The organism is Kitasatospora sp. NPDC048662, assembly GCF_055587065.1.
In genome coordinates this window covers 317,431-333,475 of record NZ_JBVJHA010000004.1, presented here as the reverse complement: position 1 = coordinate 333,475, position 16,045 = coordinate 317,431, and the positions used below count along the sequence as shown (strand labels likewise).

Sequence of the window (16,045 nt, the reverse complement as noted above, 5' to 3'; positions counted from 1 at the left end):
GCTCGGCCCGGCCCTGCTTCGGGGAACGCCGCCGTGCGGCCGTCGAGTCCTCCCCCAGGAGCGACCGACCGAACGGGCCGTCCGAACAACGACAAGGTTCTTCCCGCTCCCGGAGGACGGCAATCGGGAGTGCCCGCTCACCTCCTCGGCCGCAGGCTCCGCGTCACCAGCCAGGCCCCGCCCGCCGCGACCACCGCCAGCGCGACGCCCACCACTGACGCCCCGTCGGAAACCTTCCCGAAAGCGCCGATCGCCCACGCTCCGACGCCCGTGCCGGCGTACATCGTGGAGGTCAGCCAGGCACTGGACGTCGCCCGGTGGGCGGGGGCGAGGGTGCCCGCCAGCGTCTGCTGGTCCGTCACGAAACCGCCGGAGGCGACGAACCAGACCAGCACGCCCAGCAACGAGAGCACCAGCCCAGGACCGGCAACGGCGAGGGCGATGCCGGCGGCCAGCAGCAGGGCCCAGACCGGGAGCAGCGGCAGGTCGGTCCGGCCCGCCGCGCGGGCCTTGTCGCCGAGGCGGCCGCCGAGCAGGGAGCCCGCCACGCTGCCGGCGCCGACCAGGATGCCGACCAGGCCGAGGGCTTGGACGGAGAGGTCGAAGCGGTCGCCGAGGACGGCGCCGAGGAAGGTGTAGGCGCCGAGGTTGGCGGCGTTGAAGGCGGTGTTGACCAGCAGGGCGCGGCGCAGGGCGGGGTGCTGCCAGGCGGCGAGGACGGCGCGGACGGCGCCGCTGGGCGACGGGGCGGGCGTGCTGGGGGCGACCTGGCGGAGCAGCAGTGGGACGGCGGCAGCCGTGCCCGCGGCGAGCGCCCAGAACGCGGCGCGCCAGCCCGCCGCGCCGGCCAGCAGGCCGCCGAGCGGGACGCCGACGACCTGGCCGGTGGAGAACAGGGCCATGCCGAGTCCGAGGGCGCGGCCGCGCACCGCGTCGGGGGCGGTCTCGGCGATGTGTGCCCAGATCGCGGGGCCGGCGGCCGCGGCGGCGAGTCCGGCCAGGGCGCGGGAGAGCACCAGCAGGGTGAGGTCGGTGGAGAGTGCGGCGGCGGCGTTGGAGAGGAGGAACAGCGCGGTGCCGGCCAGCAGGGTGCGCCGGCGTCCGAGGCGGTCGCTGGCCAGTCCGAGGAATGGCGCGCAGACGGCGTAGACCAGCACGTACGCGGTGACGCTGGACGCCGTGGCGGCCTCGCCGGCGTGGATCGAGCCGGCGATGGTCGGCAGCAGCGGGGAGACCAGGAAGGTCTCCGTCCCGAACAGGAACAGCAGCGCGAACACCCCGGCGTACCGCCACCGCCGGAACGCCGGTTCGGCCGCCGGTGTCTCCGCCGCGGCCTGGGGAAGATCGGACACGTCGCTCACGGCGACCACCACCTCGTCAGCGGCGCGCGGCGCGTCCTCGGACCGCGGACGCCGTCGGCCGCGCGCAGGGGGTACGGAGGTCCGATGCGGCCATCCTGGGCAGCCGCCGGTCCCGCAACCAGACAGGCGTTGGTCCTGTGACCGCCGCTCACACGCTGACGGAGCGCCGCTGTGTGCGCGGCGGCAGGACGCGATAGAAGGGCCGCATGCGTGTTGTTCCGGAGTCGGTGGCGGCGGTGGTGCGTCGCGGTGCCAGGGACCCGTTCGTGGTGCAGACGGTGCGGGCCACGGTGGCGGCGACGCTGGCGTACGTGGTGGCGACCTGGCTGAGCCGGGAGCCGGTGCCGTTGACGGCGCCGCTGACGGCGCTGCTGGTGGTGCAGGTGACGGTGTACTCGACGCTGAAGACCAGCGTGCGGCGGGTCAATTCGGTGGTGGTCGGGGTGCTGATCGCGATCGGGTTCTCCGCCGTGGTGGGGCTGTCCTGGTGGAGCCTGGGGCTGATCATCCTGGCGTCGCTGACGGTGGGGCGGTTCGTGCGGGTGGACGAGTTCGTCCAGGAGGTGGCGATCAGCGCGATGCTGATCCTGGGCGTCTCGCAGGTCACCACGCAGGCCTGGGACCGGGTGCTGGAGACGCTGATCGGCGCGGCCGTCGGCCTGCTGTTCAACCTGGTGTTCGCGCCCCCGGTGTGGGTGGACACGGCCGGGGAGAAGATCGAGGACCTGGCCCGCCGGGCCCGTCACCTGCTGCTGGACCTCGCCGAGGAGTTGGGCCGCCCGGTGCCGGTGGAGCGGGCCGCCGCGCGGCTGCACGAGGCGCGCCGGCTGGACCAGGCGATCGCCGAGGTGGACGGTGCGCTGCGGCAGGCCGAGGACAGTCTGCGGCTGAACCCGCGGATCAGCGAGGGCCTGCTGTCGCGGCTGGTGCTGCGCACCGGCCTGGACACGCTGGAGATCTGCGTGGTGGTGATCCGGGTGATCGCCCGTTCGCTGACCGACCTGGCCAAGCGGCGCACCGTCGACGAGCGGCTGTTCCCGTCGGAGGTCGCGGTGGCGCTGGAGGAGCTGTTCGCGCACATCGGCGGGGCGATGGTGAGCTTCGCGGTGCTGGTCACCACCCAGGTCAGCCGCAACGCGGACGAGGCCGAGCAGCGGCTGACGTCCGAGCTGGCCGCCGCCTGGAGCTGCCGGGAGAACGTCGCCCACCTGCTGCTGCGCCGCATCCAGCAGGACCCGCAGGCCTGGCAGTTGCACGGTGCCCTGCTCGCCGAGGTGGACCGGATCCTGGACGAGCTGGACCTGGAGCACCGCACCCGCCGCCTGATGGAGGAACTCGACCGGGCCTCGGTCGCCGGCCGCGAACGCTTCTCCCGCTTCGCGGGCATCCGCCGCCTGGCCCGCGGCGAACGCCTGCGCCCCCGCCGCCGCCCCCGGCCGGACCGGCAGGCGGCCTGACGCTCCGGCCGGGGACGGCCCGGACCGCCTGCCGGTCCGACGGCGCGTCAACCGTGACGACGGGAGGCGCGCCAGGTGGTGAGCACGCTCGCCGCCACCGCCGTCGTCAGTGACCCGAGCACGGCCGTGGCGAGCGTGGGCAGGTGGCAGGTGCCGGCCGTCCTGCGGTACCTCGGGGCCTGACGGGCCCTCGGGGTGGGGGAGCTCGGCCGTTGGTGCGAAACGTCGTACCGGACCGGAGTGTTGTCGCGGCGGGGCGGCGAGGGCCCGGTGACGCTCGTGGGGTGTCGGCGCGGTGCCGGCAAAAAAACTCCCGTCCACCCTCAGGAGTTCTCCATGGCCTCAACCCTGGCCGGGCGGCGTCTGCTTGCCCTGCGTGCCGGTGTCCTCGCCGGTGCCGCCGCGCTGCCGCTGGCCGCGCCCGCGGTGCCGGCGTTCGCCGCGCCCGGCGACCGCGGCGACGTGAAGATCCACAGTACCGGCGTACCGCTCAACGATCCCCGGGACGAGACGAAGGTCTGCAGGTTCTACCTGGACGCCCTCAACTTCGACACCGTGCCGTTGGTGTCCTGGGAGATCGACCAGCAGCAGCCGGCCGGCACCAAGGCGCTGTCCGGATCGATCGTGCTGACCGGCGGCACCGGACACACCACCAACCTCTCGGTGCCGGACGGCAGTTACAGGCTGACCTGGAGCTTCGTCGGCCAGACCGGGCCGGCCCGGCAGAAGACGTTCACGGTCGACTGCGCGTCCGGCGACCCGTCCTCCCCGGCGCCCAACGCGGCCAACGCGCCCGCCGACCCGCCGGGCAACCAGCAGGGCAGCCAGCCAGGAACTCAGCAGGGCGCCCAGCAGGGCAGCCAGCAGGGCAGCCAGCCCGGTTCCCAGCAGGGCTCCCAGCACGGCAGCCAGCAGGGTGACCCGCCGGCCGCGCACCCGGCCACCCAGCCCAAGCACCAGGGCGACATGCCCAAGGGCGGGATCGCGGCCGGTGTCGGCGGCGCCTCGCAGGGCATGAACCCGGCGGAGATCGCCGTCGGCGGCTCGCTGCTCGTCGGGGCCGCCTGGCTGGTGACTCGCCGACTGCGCCGCTCCCGCCGTTGACGGCACCTCGGCGGACTCCCCGCCACCGCCCGGTCCGTGGCGCCGACCCCCTGGTGGTCGGCGCCACGGCCGTGGCGTTGCTGTTCGGCGCCATGCTGGTGCGCGACGGCCTGTCCGGCTCCCAGCCGCCCCCGCCCGGCGCCGCCGCTTCCGTCCCGTCGCACGACGGCGGGCTCGCCGCGGACTCCCCCGCACTGGCCCCGTCCGCGCCGCGCCGCCTGCGCATCCCGTCGATCTCCGTGGACGCCACCTTCACCGACCTCGGCCTCGACGCCAAGGGCGCGCTGGAGACCCCGCCGGCCGAACGCGCGAACCTGGTCGGCTGGTACCGCGACGGCGCCGCCCCCGGCGAGGACGGCACTGCCGTGGTCGTCGGCCACGTGGACGACCGCCGCGGCCCCGGCGTGCTGTACCGCCTCGGCCTGCTGCGCCCCGGCCTGGCCATCAGCGTCACCCGGGAGGACCGCAAGGTCGTCACCTTCACCATCGACCAGGTGCGTTCCTACCCGAAGACCGCTTTCCCGTCCGAAGAGGTCTACGCGAGCACCGGCCGGGCCGAACTGCGGGTGATCACCTGCGGCGGCCACTACGACCACAAGAACGGCTACGATTCCAACACCGTGGTGTACGCCCACCTGACGTCCAGCAGCCCGGCCCCCGCCTGACCGGTCAGCGTCTAGCGTTTGACGTCGCGTCGGGCCGCGCCGGTCAGGAACGCCGCACCGAGCAGGGCCGCCGCCAGGGCCGCGACCAGCAGCGGGTTCAGCCCCGCCGGGTGGCCCGCGTCGCGGACGGCGCCCATGAAATCGATCGGGGCGACGTGGTTGATCAGCAGGTACCACAGGGGCAGGTACAGCGCCTGGAACGGCCGGTGGCTGCGGGCAAGCGTGCCGAGTCCGAGGGCCAGGGCCGGGACGAACAGTGCACCGGCGAGCCAGTGGGCGGCCCCCGTCGAGTCGCCCGCGACGAGCATCCGCAGCAGCGGGCCGAGGCCGGCCACCGCCGCCAGTGCCACGCCTGACGCCCATTCGGCCAGCAGGCGCAGGCGAGGCGCGGGGTAGGCGGCGAGCAATTCCTCCAGGCCGTGCTCGACCTGCTGGGTGCCCAGGCGGGACCAGATCAGCACCGGCCAGAGCCACAGCACCGGCAGCAGCAGCCCGGTGGCGAGCGGCAGCGGCACCGCGAGGGCGGCCGCGCCGAGCGCACCGGTGACGGCCCACCAGGTCCATGGCACGCCCTGCACCAGGATCCGGGCCTGCCCGGCCAGCAGCCGCCCGAACGCCCCGGACCGGACCGGCGCGGCCGTGGGCAGCGCACCGAAGGGCGCGGGCGCCGCCATCGGTTCGTCGGCCACCGGTTCGTCGGCCACCGGTTCGTGGGCCACCGGCGCCGAGGCCGTCCGGCCGGGGTTGCGGGCCGGGTCGAAGCGGCCGAACCACAGCGCGGGCAGCACCGCCAGCACGGCCGCGCACAGGACGATCACCGGCCGGGTCGCCAGGAAGCCGCCGGTGAAGTGCGCGCCGTCCCAGACGAAGGTGTGCAGCGGTTGCGGCACCTGGGTCAGGCCGAGACTGAACTCACCGTCGCCGACCGCGAGTTGCTGCCGGTCGAGGGCGTCGGTGAGGGACTGCGTCAGCTGCTGCACGCCGATCCCGCCGAGCGGGGCGCCGGCCGACTGCCCGCCGATCGCGAACACCAGCGACAGCACGAACCAGACCACGTTGCCGAAACCGGCCCGCAGCGGCGGCACCGTCTCGAACAGGACGGCGGCCGCGGCGGTCAGCGCGATCAGAGGCAGGGCGATCAGAACGAACGGGCCGAACAGGGCGAGCGGATCGACGGACCGGTCCTCGCCGCGGACGAGTTGCAGGACCAGCGCTGTGCCGGCCAGCACGCCGAGCATCGAGCCGAGCACCAGCAGGTTGGCGAGGAACTTCGCGGCCAGGTAGCCGCCGGCGCGCAGCGGGGTGGCGGCGAGGATCTCGCCGACCCGGCCGGCGGCGTCCCGGGCGATGCCGCCGCGGACCACCCAGAATCCGCCGACCGTGAGCCACAGCGCGCCGGCCAGGGCGGTCGCGGTGCCGACCCAGGCGCTGTTGTAGACGCCCCGGTTGCCGCCGACGTCGAGGATCACCCAGTGGCTGTCGGCGGCGGGCACCGCGAGGTAGCCGAGTGCGACGGCGGCCAGCAGTGTCACCGCGTACACGGGCCGGCGGACCCGGTCGCGGAAGTCCCCGGCGGCGAGCCGGACGAGCGCGGTCATCGCAGGGCCTCCGGCCGGGCGGGGGCGCCGTGCACGGCGGCCAGGTAGGCGTCCTCCAGGTCGGGCGGCACAGGCACGGCGCCGGGAGTGGGCGGGTGCCCGGCCAGGACCCGCAGGCGGACGCCGTCGGCGGTGCGCACCGCGCGGCCGACCTGGTGGCGGGCCTGCACGGCGGACACCTGGGAGGGTGCGACCAGCGTCTCCCAGACCTGTCCGTCGAGTTCGCGGAGCAGCTGGTCGGGGGTGCCGCGGCGCAGCAGCCGGCCGTGGGCGAGGACGGCGAGGTCGGCGGCGGCCGCTTCGACGTCGGAGACGATGTGGGTGGACAGCAGCACGATCCGGTCGGCGGCGAGTTCGCCGAGCAGGTTGCGCAGCCGGACGCGTTCCTCGGGGTCGAGTCCGGCGGTCGGCTCGTCCACCACCAGCACCCGGGGGTCGGCGAGCAGTGCCTGGGCGATGCCGACCCGGCGCAGCATGCCGCCGGAGTAGCCGCGCAGTGGGCGGCGGACGGCCTCGGTCAGGTTGACGAGTTCGATCAGCCGGTCGATCCGGGCGCGGGCGGAGCGGGCCGAGAGGCCCTTGGCGGCGGCCAGGTAGGCCAGGAACTCGCGCGCCGTCAGGTTCGGGTACACGCCGAAGTCCTGTGGCAGGTAGCCGAGTTCGCGGCGCACCCGATCGGGCTGGGCGAGTGCGTCGGCGCCCCGGTAGCGGTAGCTGCCGCGGGTGGGGCGGGTGACGGTGGCCAGGATCCGCATCAGTGAGGACTTGCCGGCGCCGTTCGGGCCGAGCAGTCCGGTCAGTCCGGGGCGCAGGGTCAGGGTGAGGTGGTCCAGGGCGCGTTTGCCGCCGCGGTACTCCTTGCCGATGCCGTCGAGTTCGATGGTCAGGTCCGTCATGGGTGGGTCTCCGTGGTGCGCGGGGGCGGTCAGCCCTTGAGGTCGGTGGGGCGGCCGTCGCGGGTGACGGCGACGTTGCGGGGCACTTCCACCCGGAACCTGGCCTCGCAGTCGGCCAGACCGGTGCAGCCGGCGTGCAGGTCGAGGGTGCCGTCCTCCAGCGTCCAGCTGAGCTTCTTGCCGCCGACCTGGGCGCCGGTGTCGAACCAGCGGGTGACCTTGACGTCGGTACGGTCGGCGGGGATCAGGTCGGTGGGGTTGCCGTGCGCCTTGACGTCCAGGGTGGTGCCGGTGAACGCGAAGGTGTGTTCCTCGGGCTCCGCCTCGGAGGCGTCGGCGCAGGCGGTCAGCGGCAGCAGGGCGGCCACCGCGAGGGCGAGCAGGACGGTCTTCGGGTACGGACGTCGGTTCACCGGTTCCTCCGGGCGATTCGGTCGGGTACAGTGCCGAGCCTCGCCGATCCGGGCGCGCCTGCCATCTGCCGTTCGGCAGATATCCGCCGGGCCGTGGGGTCTGCGCAACGACCGGTGCCGGGCCGCGAGTTCGGCGAGAATGGCGGCCGCCGCCCCGGACCCGGGGCGAGGAGGGGCGGTCATGGCTGGTCGAGGGCCACCCCCGGCTGGGTTTCGGCCTGGGCATCCGCCGCGCGCCCGGCCGCGGCGGGCCCTCGCCCGAGCCGGAGGGCGAGCGCACGCCGTTCCTCGGGATCCTGTGCGAGGACGACCGGTTGCGCGACGCGATCGCCGGCCGGCTCGGCGACAGGCAGTGGGGCGGGTACTGGGCCTGCTGGGAGTACGCCCCGCTCACGCCGCAGCCGGAGGGCGCGGAGTTCCTGCCGCACGCCGCCCGGGAGATCGCCGGGGCGGTCGAGCGGCTCTGGCGCGACCACCTGCCCACCGTCGAGGCGCTGAGCGGATGACCTCACCGCTTGCGTCCGGCCGGTCGCGGGCCGTACTGCCGGGGCTTGGACTCGCGCGGGCAGACCATCCGCCCTGACGCTGGACAGGTGAAGGAGGCGTGAATTCATGATCACCGAAGAACAGATCCGCTCCGTGCTGCACCACCCCGTGCACGACGCCGACGGCAACAGAATCGGCACCGCGGACCACCTTTTCCTCGACGACGCCACCGGCCGGCCGGAGTGGGTCAGCATCAAGACCGGACGGTTCGGGTCCAACCAGTCCTTCGTACCGGTCCGCGACGCCGAGATGGTCGGGGACCACCTCCAGGTCCCGTACGGCAAGGACAAGGTCAGACGCGCCCCGAACGTGGACGTGGACAGCGGCGGCCACCTCTCCGAGCAGGAGGAACGCCGGCTGTTCAGCCACTACGGCATCGAATGGGACGATGCCTGGAAGGCGGCCAACGAGCCCGGCGAGGGAGGCTGGGCGCACCGCGACAGCGGGAGCGCGGCCACCACGGGCCGGGCCGGGGGGACGGGTCGGGACGAGACCACCACGGCGGCGACCGCCCCGACCACCCCGACCGCTCCGACCGCCACACCCGCGCCGACCGACACCCCGGCCGCCGGCCGGGACACCTCCACCCGGGTCACCGCCACCAGCGGGGCGGGCACGACCGGCGCCGCGGCCACCGGCGTGGCGGCGACCGGCGGCATGGCGGGTGCCCGGACCACCGAGGCCCGGACGGCTCGGGACGAGACCATGGCCCGGTCCGAGGAGCGGATGCGCGGCCGGACGGGGCAGGACGAGGTGATGACCCGGTCCGAGGAGCGGCTGCACGTCGGTGTCGAGCGGTACGAGACCGGACGCGCCCGGCTGCGCAAATACGTCGTCACCGAGGAGGCACGGCAGACCGTGCCGATCCGGCACGAGGAGGTCCGGGTCGTGCGCGAGCCGGTCACCGAGGCGAACCGGACCGCCGCGATGACCAGTGAGCCGATCGCGGAGGCCGAGTACGACGTCGTCCTGCACGCGGAGCGCCCGATCGTGCACACCGAGGCCGTACCGGTCGAGCGGGTGCGGCTGGTGACCGAGGAGCACGTCGAGCAGCGGACCGTCACCGGCGAGGTCCGCAAGGAACGCATCGAGGCCGAGCTGCCCGACGGGACGGCGGCCCGGCGGTCGATGACCGGCGAGGACAAGGGCGGCCCGGCCCCCCGCTGACGGCACCTCGTTCCGGGCCGGGGACCGCGACCGGCCGATCCGGTCGCGGTCCCCGGGCCGTCAGTGGTACACGCCGTAGGAGTCGATCGAGTTGGTGCCGGGCTGCTCCGACGACTCGCAGACGGTGAGCAGCCTGCCCGGGGCCTTGACGAACTCACAGCCGGCGGCGGGACCGGGCGAGTGGCCGTCCGGGCGCGTCAGTGCGCCCTTGACGGTGGGCTGATCGGACTTCAGGTCGTAGGCGATCAGATCCTGATGGCCGGCGACGCCGCCGGTGGTGTCGCCGTCGGTGACGAACAGCACCTGGTCGGGCGAGATGTCGTCGACCAGTCGGTAGATCTTTCCGGCGGGCGTGCGCCAGAGCAGTCTGCCAGTGTTCAGGTCGAGCGCGGCGTAGCCGTGGGTCTGCTGGTACTCGGCGATCAGCAGGTGCTTGTCGGCGACCATCCGGTACCGGCTGTCGAAGTGGAACTTCTCCAGCTCGCCGGTGAGTTCGATGAGCTTGCCGGCGCCCTCGTGGGTGAAGGTCTGGATCCAGCGGTGCTCGGAGTCGGTCTCGAACAGCACCGTCACCGGGTCCTCGCCGAGCACCGCCAGGACCTTGCGGCCGTCGGCCGGGTACGAGTCGTTTCCGCCCTTGGTGTCCAGCTGGGAGAAGACCGTCACGCCCTCGCCCGGGCAGTCGCTGGTCATCACGCCGTGGTAGTCGCCGAGCGCGTACCGCTTCGTGCACTCGCCGCTGTGCGGGGCCGGCCGGGGCAGCGGGAGGGTGGTGCCGAGGCGGGCGTCGAAGCGGGTGACGCCGGCCTGCCCGAGGTCCGCGGTGATCATGTTGTCGTTGGCGGTGAGGATCGGCGTGGAGCTCTTGACGCCGCCAGCCAGGTTCTTGGACCACAGCACGGTGCCCGCGTTGGTGTCCACCGCCGCGATCACCGAGCAGTCGCCGCCGCCCGCGTCGTACGCGACGGCGCCCAGCCCGTTGGCGGTCGCCCGCCAGGACATCGCGCACGGCCGGCCCACGTGGTCCGGCGGCTTCAGCGTCCACTTCGGGGCGCCGGTGGCCCCGTCGAAGCCGCGCACCCCGCCGCCGTCGGCGAACACCACGGTCTGGTTGACGGCCCACAGGCCCGGCAGTCCGGTGAGCCCGGTCCCGCTCGGCTGCGTGCGCGGCACGCTCTGCTCCCAGTCCCGGGTCAGCGTGTTGCCCGGCTCCCGGACCCTGGTCGCGGCCGCGTCGCCGCCCTGGTGCCGGAAGTACACGAAACCCCCGACGCCGAGCAGCCCCAGCACCACCACGACCGCCACCACGGCGATCGCCACCGCCGCGCCCCGTCCGCGCGGAGCGGACCCAACCGGCGGCCCGGGCGGGCCGGGTGGCACGGGCGGGCCGGGTGGCACGGGCGGGCCGGGCGGCCGGCCCCAGCCGGGCGGCGGCGGATAACTGGCGGGCGGCGACGGGTAGTTGCCTCTGGGCGGTGGGGGCGGCGGTGCCGGGTAGCCCCCCGCCGGGGGTTGTGGTCCCCAGGGCGGAGGTGGTGCCGCCCCGCCGAAGCCTTCGCCTGCGCCGCCGTTGTTCGTCATGCCCCCGTAGCTTTCTTCGCCGATCCGTCCGGGCGGCGGCACGGTGCGTGTGCCACCGACCGCCGGTAGGGCACGGTAACCAGCCGGTCCGTGACGGGTCGTCAATCCAGGGGTTGACCTTCCCCGGCCCGCTACCGCGCTGGTTGCAGCGCCCCCGTGCGGGTGTCAGGCGGTCGGGTCCCAGAGGCCGCCGGCCTCGCCGCGGGCGAGGTGTTCGGCGTAGACGCCGACCTTCCAGGAGATGACGGAGCGGCACTCCTCGAGTTCCCGGATCCGGGCGTCGACGCGCCGCCGGTGCGCTTCGAGCAGGCCGAGGCGTTCCGCTTCGTTGCCGGGCCCGGAGCGCACCAGCTCGGCGAAGCGCCGGAGTTCGGCCAACGGCATTCCGGATTCCCGGAGTTTGACGCAGATCAGCAGCCACTCGACGTCGAACGCGGTGTATCTGCGACGGCCGCCGGCGGTGCGTCCGACCGGTCCGACCAGCAGGCGTTCGCGCTCGTAGAAGCGCAGCGTGTCGATGCTGAGTCCGGTCCGCTCGGCGACCTCGCCGATGCCGAGCGGCTCCGCAGGGGTCCCGGTGGCTGCCATGGCCGACAGCCTAGGACTTGAGCTGGACCTCGCTCCAGCTCGTAGCGTCCTCGCCATGACCAGTTCTGCCATCACCCGCCCTGCCGTGCCCGCCACCGTTCAGCGGCCGATCGGCTCGCCCTTCTCCGCTGCCAGTACCGCCCAGGACGTGCTGGCCGGCCTCGACCTGTCCGGCACGAACGCCGTCGTCACCGGCGGCTCCTCCGGGCTCGGCCTGGAGACCGCACGTGCGCTGGCCGCCGCCGGGGCCCGGGTCGTCGTCCCGGCCCGACGTCCCGGGCCGGCCCGCGCCGCGCTCGCGGGGGCGGCGGGCTGCGAGGTGGTCCCGATGGACCTGGCCGACCTCGGCAGCGTGCGCGCCGCCGCCGACCGGATCGCCGACGCGCTCCAGAGGATCGACCTGCTGATGGCGGTCGCCGGGGTGATGGCCACCCCCGAGCGGCGCGTCGGGCCGGGCTGGGAGAGCCAGTTGGCCGTCAACCACTTCGGACACTTCGCCCTGGTCTGCGCGCTCTACCCGCGGCTCGCCGCCGCGGACGGCGCGCGCGTCGTGGTCAACAGCTCGGCCGGCCACGCCCTGACCGAATTCCGCTGGCAGGACCCGCACTTCGGTACCGGCTACGACAAGTGGCTGGCCTATGGCCAGGCCAAGACCGCCAACGCCCTGTTCGCCGTCCACCTCGACGCGCTCGGGCGCGGCGACGGTGTCCGGGCCTTCTCGCTCCACCCGGGAAAGATCATCACCGGCCTGCAGCGGGAGATGACCCTCCGCGAACAGATCGACCGCGGCTGGATCGACGAGCAGGGCACGGTGATCGGCGCCGGGTTCAAGACCCCGTCGCAGGGCGCCGCCACCGGCCTGTGGGCCGCCACCTCCCCGCTCCTCGCCGGACACGGCGGCCTGTACCTGGAGGACTGCGAGGTCGCCGGCAGCGCCACCCCGGGAACGCCGATGGACGACGGCGGCGTCCACCCGCACGCCGCCGACCCGGACGCGGCCGCCCGTCTGTGGGAACTCTCCCTCGCCGCGACCGGCGCGCCACCGATCACCCGCTGACGCCCGCCGCCCGCGCCCGGGGGCCTTCGGCACCGGACCTCCGGACGCCGCCGATCACTCGCTGACGCCGCCCGCTCAGGGGCTGTCGCTGCCCGGGGTCACCAGGCCGCTCTCGTAGGCCACCACCACCGCCTGGGCGCGGCTGGTCAGGGCGAGTTTGGACATCACGCGGTTGAGGTGGGTCTTGACGGTGGCGACGGTGACCACCAGGCGGGTGGCGATCTCCTCGTTGGTGAGGCCCTGGGCGACCAGGTGGAGGACGGCGGTCTCGCGGTCGGTCAGGGCTTCGAGGGCGGTGGGGCGCCGGCGGGACGGGTCGGCGCGGCGGGCGAAGGCCTCGACCAGGCGGCGGGTGACGGTGGGGGCGAACAGCAGTTCGCCGCCCGCGATCAACTCGACTGCGGCGAGCAGGCGTTCGGGCGGGGTGTCCTTGAGCAGGAAGCCGCTGGCACCGGCCTTCAGGGCGGCGTAGACGTACTGGTCCAGGTCGAAGACGGTCAGCATGACGACCTTCGGCTTGGGTTCGGCGGCGTCGGCGAGGATGCGTTCGAGCGCGGCGATACCGCTGATGCCGGGCAGCCGGATGTCCATCAGCACCACGTCGGGGCGGTGGCGGGCGGCGAGTTCGACCGCCTCCTCGCCGGTGGCGGCCTCGCCGGCCACCTCCAGTCCGGGTGCGGCGCGCACCAGGGCGGCCAGCCCGGCCCGGATCAGCACCTGGTCGTCCACGATCAGAACGGTCGTCACCCGCACCGTCTCCCCCCGTCGGCGGAGCGGCCCTGCGCCGCCCCTACCCATCGGCCGCCGGAACCGGGAGCGAGAAGGCCACCGCGAACCCGCCGTGCGGCCGGGGGCCGGCCTCCACCGACCCTCCGTAGAGTTTGACGCGCTCACGCATTCCGATCAACCCGAGTCCACCGCCCGGCAGTTGGGTACCGGGGCCGCCACCCGCGCCGTCGTCGGCCACCTCGGCGTCCAGGCGGTCGGGACGGTACCGGAGGGCGATGGTGACCCGGACGGGCGGGCCGGCGTGCTTGATCACGTTGGTCAGCGCCTCCTGGACGACCCGGAACGCGCACAGGTCCACGCCCGGGGCGAGCGGGCGGGGCCGCCCCGTGACGGCGACCTTCACGTCCAGCCCGGCGGCGCGGGCACGTTCGACCAGGTCGTCCAGGCGGTCCAGGCCGGGTGTCGGCGAATAGGGGCCCTCCTCCTCGCCGGACGCCTCGGGGGCGAGCCGCAGCACCTGGAGCAGGCCGCGCATCTCCTCCAGCGCCTCCCGGCTGCTCGCCCCGATCGAGGACAGTGCCGCCCGCGCGGCGGGCGGGTCGGAGTCGAACACGTAGCCCGCAAGACCGGCCTGCACAGCCAGCGCGGACAGGTGGTGGGCGACCACGTCGTGCAGCTCGCGGGCGATCCGCACCCGCTCCTCGACCACCGCGTGCTGCGCCCGAAGCTCCTGCTCGCTCCTCAACCGCTCGGTCAGCTCGGCCAGTTGGGCGTTGCGCCGGGCCAGGCTCCGGGTGCCGGTGGCGAACAGCCACACCGCGCCCGTCCCGATCAGCGACTGCGCCAGCGACACCTCGACACTCACCCGGGCCGCGAACCCGGCCGCCAGCCACAGGCCCGCCACCACCGCCGCCGCCCCGGCCGCCGACCGGGCCGGGCGGCGCACGATCACGCTGTAGCCGGCCAGCAGCGGCGACCACGGGTTCACCGACGGCTGGTACCCGGCCGCCAGGTACACCAGCAGCCCGGCGGCCGACACCAGCAGCACCGTCCACGGCAGCCGCCGCCGCAGCGCCAGCGGCAGCGTCACCAGCAGGCACAACCCGACCGCCCAGCCGTCGAAGGCCCGCCAGTCCTCGAACCGGTACCGCTCCTGGTACGCCTGCACCGAATAGACGACCGTCACCGCCGCCAGCACCACCGCCAGCACTGTGTCGACCACCAGCGGATCGAGCCGGATCCGCCTCCCACCCATCTGCACACCGGCAGCGTAGACACCCGCCGACCGCGGCACGTCAACCCTGGGGTTGACCCCGGTGCGCACGTGACAGCGCAGGTGGGGGATCGTTGGAGTTCGCACGAACGACTTTTCCGCGGGCCCGGCCCGGCCCCGGAGCACGAGAACGACGAAGGAGACCCCATGATCTTCATCGCGGTGAAGTTCACCGTCCGCCCCGAGCGCAGCGACCAGTGGCTGGACCTGGTCGCCGACTTCACGGCCGCCACCCGCAACGAGCCGGGCAACCTGTTCTTCGAGTGGTCGCGCAGCGTCGAGGAGCCGCACCAGTTCGTCCTGCTGGAGGCCTTCGCCGACGACGAGGCCGGCGCGCAGCACGTCAACTCCGCGCACTTCAAGGACGCCATGGAGAAGATGGCCGGCGCGGTCGCCACCACCCCGGAGATCGTCAACGTCAAGGTCCCCGGCAGCGGCTGGTCCGAGATGGCCGAGCTGCGCCCCACCAACTGACCTTGCCCAGCCCGGTTTTCGGGCACCGGCGCAGGAACGGCCCGTGGCCGCCGGCCGTCTCGGGCGCCGCCGGCAGGATCCGGATGATGGGGATTCGCGCCGGGGGTGCCCGGGACGCCGGGGAGGTCGCCCGGCCCCACGTCGAGCCGGGAGCACGCGCATGCGGGGCCGATGCGCGGCGAGTGCCTGTCGGGGCCGCTGGAGCCGAGCAACTCGGCTTGTGACAGCGAAGATTGACGGATCGCTTCCACCTGGCGCCGGTGGAGAACGGGGCGGCGACGTGCGTCATGCCGCGCAGCGTGCGCGAGGCGGTGAGCCGGGCAGAGGCACGGTCGGGTTTCTCGGCGGGCGCCGTCGGCAGGATCGGCCCGTGGCCGGCGGCCGTCACCGTTCGCCGCCCGATCACGGCCCGTGCCGCGCGTGGTGGCCGGGCGCTCCGTGGTGGTGCGCCCGGCCCGGGGCGGGCGGGGTGTCCGGCGCGTCCCGGTCAGCCGGCCTCGCGGCGGGCGGGGCCCTGGGCGGTGGCCGCGCGCAGCAGCGCGGCGACCGTGCGGCGGACGGCGGTGCGGCGGGTGGTGGCGGCCCGGAGCAGCCGGGCGTCCACGCAGAGGATCTCGGCCAGCAGCCGCAGGCCCGGGTCGGGCGCCGACAGGCGGGCCGGCACGGGTGGCTCGAACTCCTCGTCCAGTTCCCGTAGTTCGTCCGGTCCGTACTGCTCCGGGTTGCCCAGCAGGGCCAGCCAGCCCAGGTACAGCGCCCGGTGGTCGCCGGCCGCCAGGCCCGCCCGGACACCGGCCAGCCGCTCCAGCGGGTGGTCCGCCCTGGCGCCGCGTCCGGCGAAGTCGGTGCGGAACGCGATCAGGCCGTGTTCGCCGACCGTCCACGCCTCGGCGCCGTACTGCTGGGCGAGCTCCGGCGGAACGCCGCCGCCGGGCAGCCGGAGGATCACCTCGCGGGTGCCCCAGGGCGAAGCGGCGAGGTGGATGTCGAAGTGGCGTTCCATCAGCCGCCTGGGGTCGGTGCGGAACACCCCGATCGCGGTGCTGGTGAGCAGCGCCTCCCCCGCCGGGCCTTCGACGGGACGGGCGTCGTCAACGGTGAAGAACCGGTACGTCATGCCTTGCTGCCTCGCCTCG

The 16,045-nt window shown here is 74.4% G+C and carries 16 protein-coding genes; 7 read left to right on the top strand and 9 right to left on the bottom strand.

What is annotated here, in order from left to right; translation table 11 throughout:
• Positions 1-137: 137 nt before the first annotated feature.
• Entirely contained in the window at positions 138-1,361 is a 1,224-nt protein-coding gene (locus tag ACZ6R9_RS14805; protein WP_465538431.1) for an MFS transporter, read from the bottom strand.
• A gap of 206 nt (positions 1,362-1,567) precedes the next feature.
• Between ACZ6R9_RS14805 and ACZ6R9_RS14800 the strand changes: the two genes are divergently transcribed.
• From ACZ6R9_RS14800 to ACZ6R9_RS14790, 3 genes are all read left to right on the top strand, one after another.
• Positions 1,568-2,818 (top strand): FUSC family protein, encoded by a 1,251-nt coding sequence (locus tag ACZ6R9_RS14800; protein ID WP_380478040.1) that lies wholly within the window; start codon positions 1,568-1,570, stop codon positions 2,816-2,818.
• A gap of 336 nt (positions 2,819-3,154) precedes the next feature.
• A complete protein-coding gene (locus ACZ6R9_RS14795) occupies positions 3,155-3,922 on the top strand; it encodes a hypothetical protein (protein ID WP_465538430.1) in 768 nt (255 codons plus the stop codon).
• The gene (locus tag ACZ6R9_RS14790) at positions 3,919-4,587 is read left to right on the top strand and encodes a class F sortase (RefSeq protein ID WP_465538429.1); all 669 of its coding nucleotides are present in this window, start codon (positions 3,919-3,921) and stop codon (positions 4,585-4,587) included. The genes ACZ6R9_RS14795 and ACZ6R9_RS14790 overlap by 4 nt, the downstream gene beginning before the upstream one ends.
• 11 nt (positions 4,588-4,598) lie before the next feature.
• On the opposite strand, the gene ACZ6R9_RS14785 is transcribed toward ACZ6R9_RS14790, so the two are convergent.
• The 3 genes from ACZ6R9_RS14785 to ACZ6R9_RS14775 are packed head-to-tail and all read right to left on the bottom strand — an operon-like array spanning position 4,599 to position 7,494.
• Positions 4,599-6,185 carry a hypothetical protein gene (locus ACZ6R9_RS14785; RefSeq protein WP_465538428.1) on the bottom strand — a complete coding sequence of 529 codons (1,587 nt, stop codon included), beginning with the start codon at positions 6,183-6,185 and terminating at the stop codon, positions 4,599-4,601.
• Positions 6,182-7,081: an ATP-binding cassette domain-containing protein gene (locus ACZ6R9_RS14780; protein ID WP_465538427.1), complete on the bottom strand. Its 900-nt coding sequence runs from the start codon at positions 7,079-7,081 to the stop codon at positions 6,182-6,184. Before ACZ6R9_RS14780 ends, ACZ6R9_RS14785 begins: the two co-directional genes overlap by 4 nt.
• Positions 7,082-7,110: 29 nt before the next feature.
• Entirely contained in the window at positions 7,111-7,494 is a 384-nt protein-coding gene (locus tag ACZ6R9_RS14775) for a hypothetical protein (protein ID WP_380478045.1), read from the bottom strand.
• Between the two features lie 314 nt (positions 7,495-7,808).
• Between ACZ6R9_RS14775 and ACZ6R9_RS14770 the strand changes: the two genes are divergently transcribed.
• Both ACZ6R9_RS14770 and ACZ6R9_RS14765 read left to right on the top strand, forming a co-directional pair.
• Positions 7,809-8,000, top strand: coding sequence for a hypothetical protein (locus tag ACZ6R9_RS14770; protein WP_380478046.1), 192 nt, complete (start codon positions 7,809-7,811; stop codon positions 7,998-8,000).
• A gap of 106 nt (positions 8,001-8,106) precedes the next feature.
• On the top strand, positions 8,107-9,207 hold the full coding sequence (locus ACZ6R9_RS14765) for a PRC and DUF2382 domain-containing protein (RefSeq protein ID WP_465538426.1): 1,101 nt from the start codon (positions 8,107-8,109) through the stop codon (positions 9,205-9,207).
• 60 nt (positions 9,208-9,267) lie between these two features.
• Here the strand turns inward: ACZ6R9_RS14765 and ACZ6R9_RS14760 are convergent, their stop codons facing one another.
• Both ACZ6R9_RS14760 and ACZ6R9_RS14755 read right to left on the bottom strand, forming a co-directional pair.
• Positions 9,268-10,527 carry an outer membrane protein assembly factor BamB family protein gene (locus ACZ6R9_RS14760; protein WP_465538425.1) on the bottom strand — a complete coding sequence of 420 codons (1,260 nt, stop codon included), beginning with the start codon at positions 10,525-10,527 and terminating at the stop codon, positions 9,268-9,270.
• Between the two features lie 426 nt (positions 10,528-10,953).
• Entirely contained in the window at positions 10,954-11,376 is a 423-nt protein-coding gene (locus tag ACZ6R9_RS14755; RefSeq protein WP_380478049.1) for a MerR family transcriptional regulator, read from the bottom strand.
• A 55-nt stretch (positions 11,377-11,431) separates the two neighbouring features.
• Here ACZ6R9_RS14755 and ACZ6R9_RS14750 point away from each other — a divergent pair, with 55 nt between their 5' ends.
• Positions 11,432-12,433, top strand: coding sequence for an oxidoreductase (locus ACZ6R9_RS14750; RefSeq protein WP_380478050.1), 1,002 nt, complete (start codon positions 11,432-11,434; stop codon positions 12,431-12,433).
• Between the two features lie 75 nt (positions 12,434-12,508).
• On the opposite strand, the gene ACZ6R9_RS14745 is transcribed toward ACZ6R9_RS14750, so the two are convergent.
• Both ACZ6R9_RS14745 and ACZ6R9_RS14740 read right to left on the bottom strand, forming a co-directional pair.
• Positions 12,509-13,180, bottom strand: coding sequence for a response regulator (locus ACZ6R9_RS14745; protein ID WP_465538424.1), 672 nt, complete (start codon positions 13,178-13,180; stop codon positions 12,509-12,511).
• Positions 13,181-13,223: 43 nt separating this feature from the next.
• Positions 13,224-14,417, bottom strand: a complete 1,194-nt coding sequence (locus tag ACZ6R9_RS14740) for a sensor histidine kinase (protein ID WP_465538565.1) — start codon at positions 14,415-14,417, stop codon at positions 13,224-13,226.
• A 165-nt stretch (positions 14,418-14,582) separates the two neighbouring features.
• On the opposite strand from ACZ6R9_RS14740, the gene ACZ6R9_RS14735 reads away from it, so the two are divergent.
• Entirely contained in the window at positions 14,583-14,909 is a 327-nt protein-coding gene (locus ACZ6R9_RS14735) for a putative quinol monooxygenase (RefSeq protein WP_380478052.1), read from the top strand.
• Between the two features lie 487 nt (positions 14,910-15,396).
• Here ACZ6R9_RS14735 and ACZ6R9_RS14730 read toward each other — a convergent pair whose 3' ends face one another.
• Positions 15,397-16,026, bottom strand: coding sequence for a hypothetical protein (locus ACZ6R9_RS14730; RefSeq protein ID WP_380478053.1), 630 nt, complete (start codon positions 16,024-16,026; stop codon positions 15,397-15,399).
• Positions 16,027-16,045 lie beyond the last annotated feature (19 nt).

Bases quoted from the DNA above. Each gene is read 5' to 3' on its own strand.
- ACZ6R9_RS14735 (WP_380478052.1), top strand. From the start codon at position 14,583: ATGATCTTCATCGCGGTGAAGTTCACCGTCCGCCCCGAGCGCAGCGAC.
- ACZ6R9_RS14795 (WP_465538430.1), top strand. From the start codon at position 3,155: ATGGCCTCAACCCTGGCCGGGCGGCGTCTGCTTGCCCTGCGTGCCGGT.
- ACZ6R9_RS14730 (WP_380478053.1), bottom strand. From the start codon at position 16,026: ATGACGTACCGGTTCTTCACCGTTGACGACGCCCGTCCCGTCGAAGGC.
- ACZ6R9_RS14755 (WP_380478049.1), bottom strand. From the start codon at position 11,376: ATGGCAGCCACCGGGACCCCTGCGGAGCCGCTCGGCATCGGCGAGGTC.
- ACZ6R9_RS14765 (WP_465538426.1), top strand. From the start codon at position 8,107: ATGATCACCGAAGAACAGATCCGCTCCGTGCTGCACCACCCCGTGCAC.
- ACZ6R9_RS14785 (WP_465538428.1), bottom strand. From the start codon at position 6,185: ATGACCGCGCTCGTCCGGCTCGCCGCCGGGGACTTCCGCGACCGGGTC.
- ACZ6R9_RS14800 (WP_380478040.1), top strand. From the start codon at position 1,568: ATGCGTGTTGTTCCGGAGTCGGTGGCGGCGGTGGTGCGTCGCGGTGCC.
- ACZ6R9_RS14750 (WP_380478050.1), top strand. From the start codon at position 11,432: ATGACCAGTTCTGCCATCACCCGCCCTGCCGTGCCCGCCACCGTTCAG.
- ACZ6R9_RS14740 (WP_465538565.1), bottom strand. From the start codon at position 14,417: ATGGGTGGGAGGCGGATCCGGCTCGATCCGCTGGTGGTCGACACAGTG.
- ACZ6R9_RS14780 (WP_465538427.1), bottom strand. From the start codon at position 7,081: ATGACGGACCTGACCATCGAACTCGACGGCATCGGCAAGGAGTACCGC.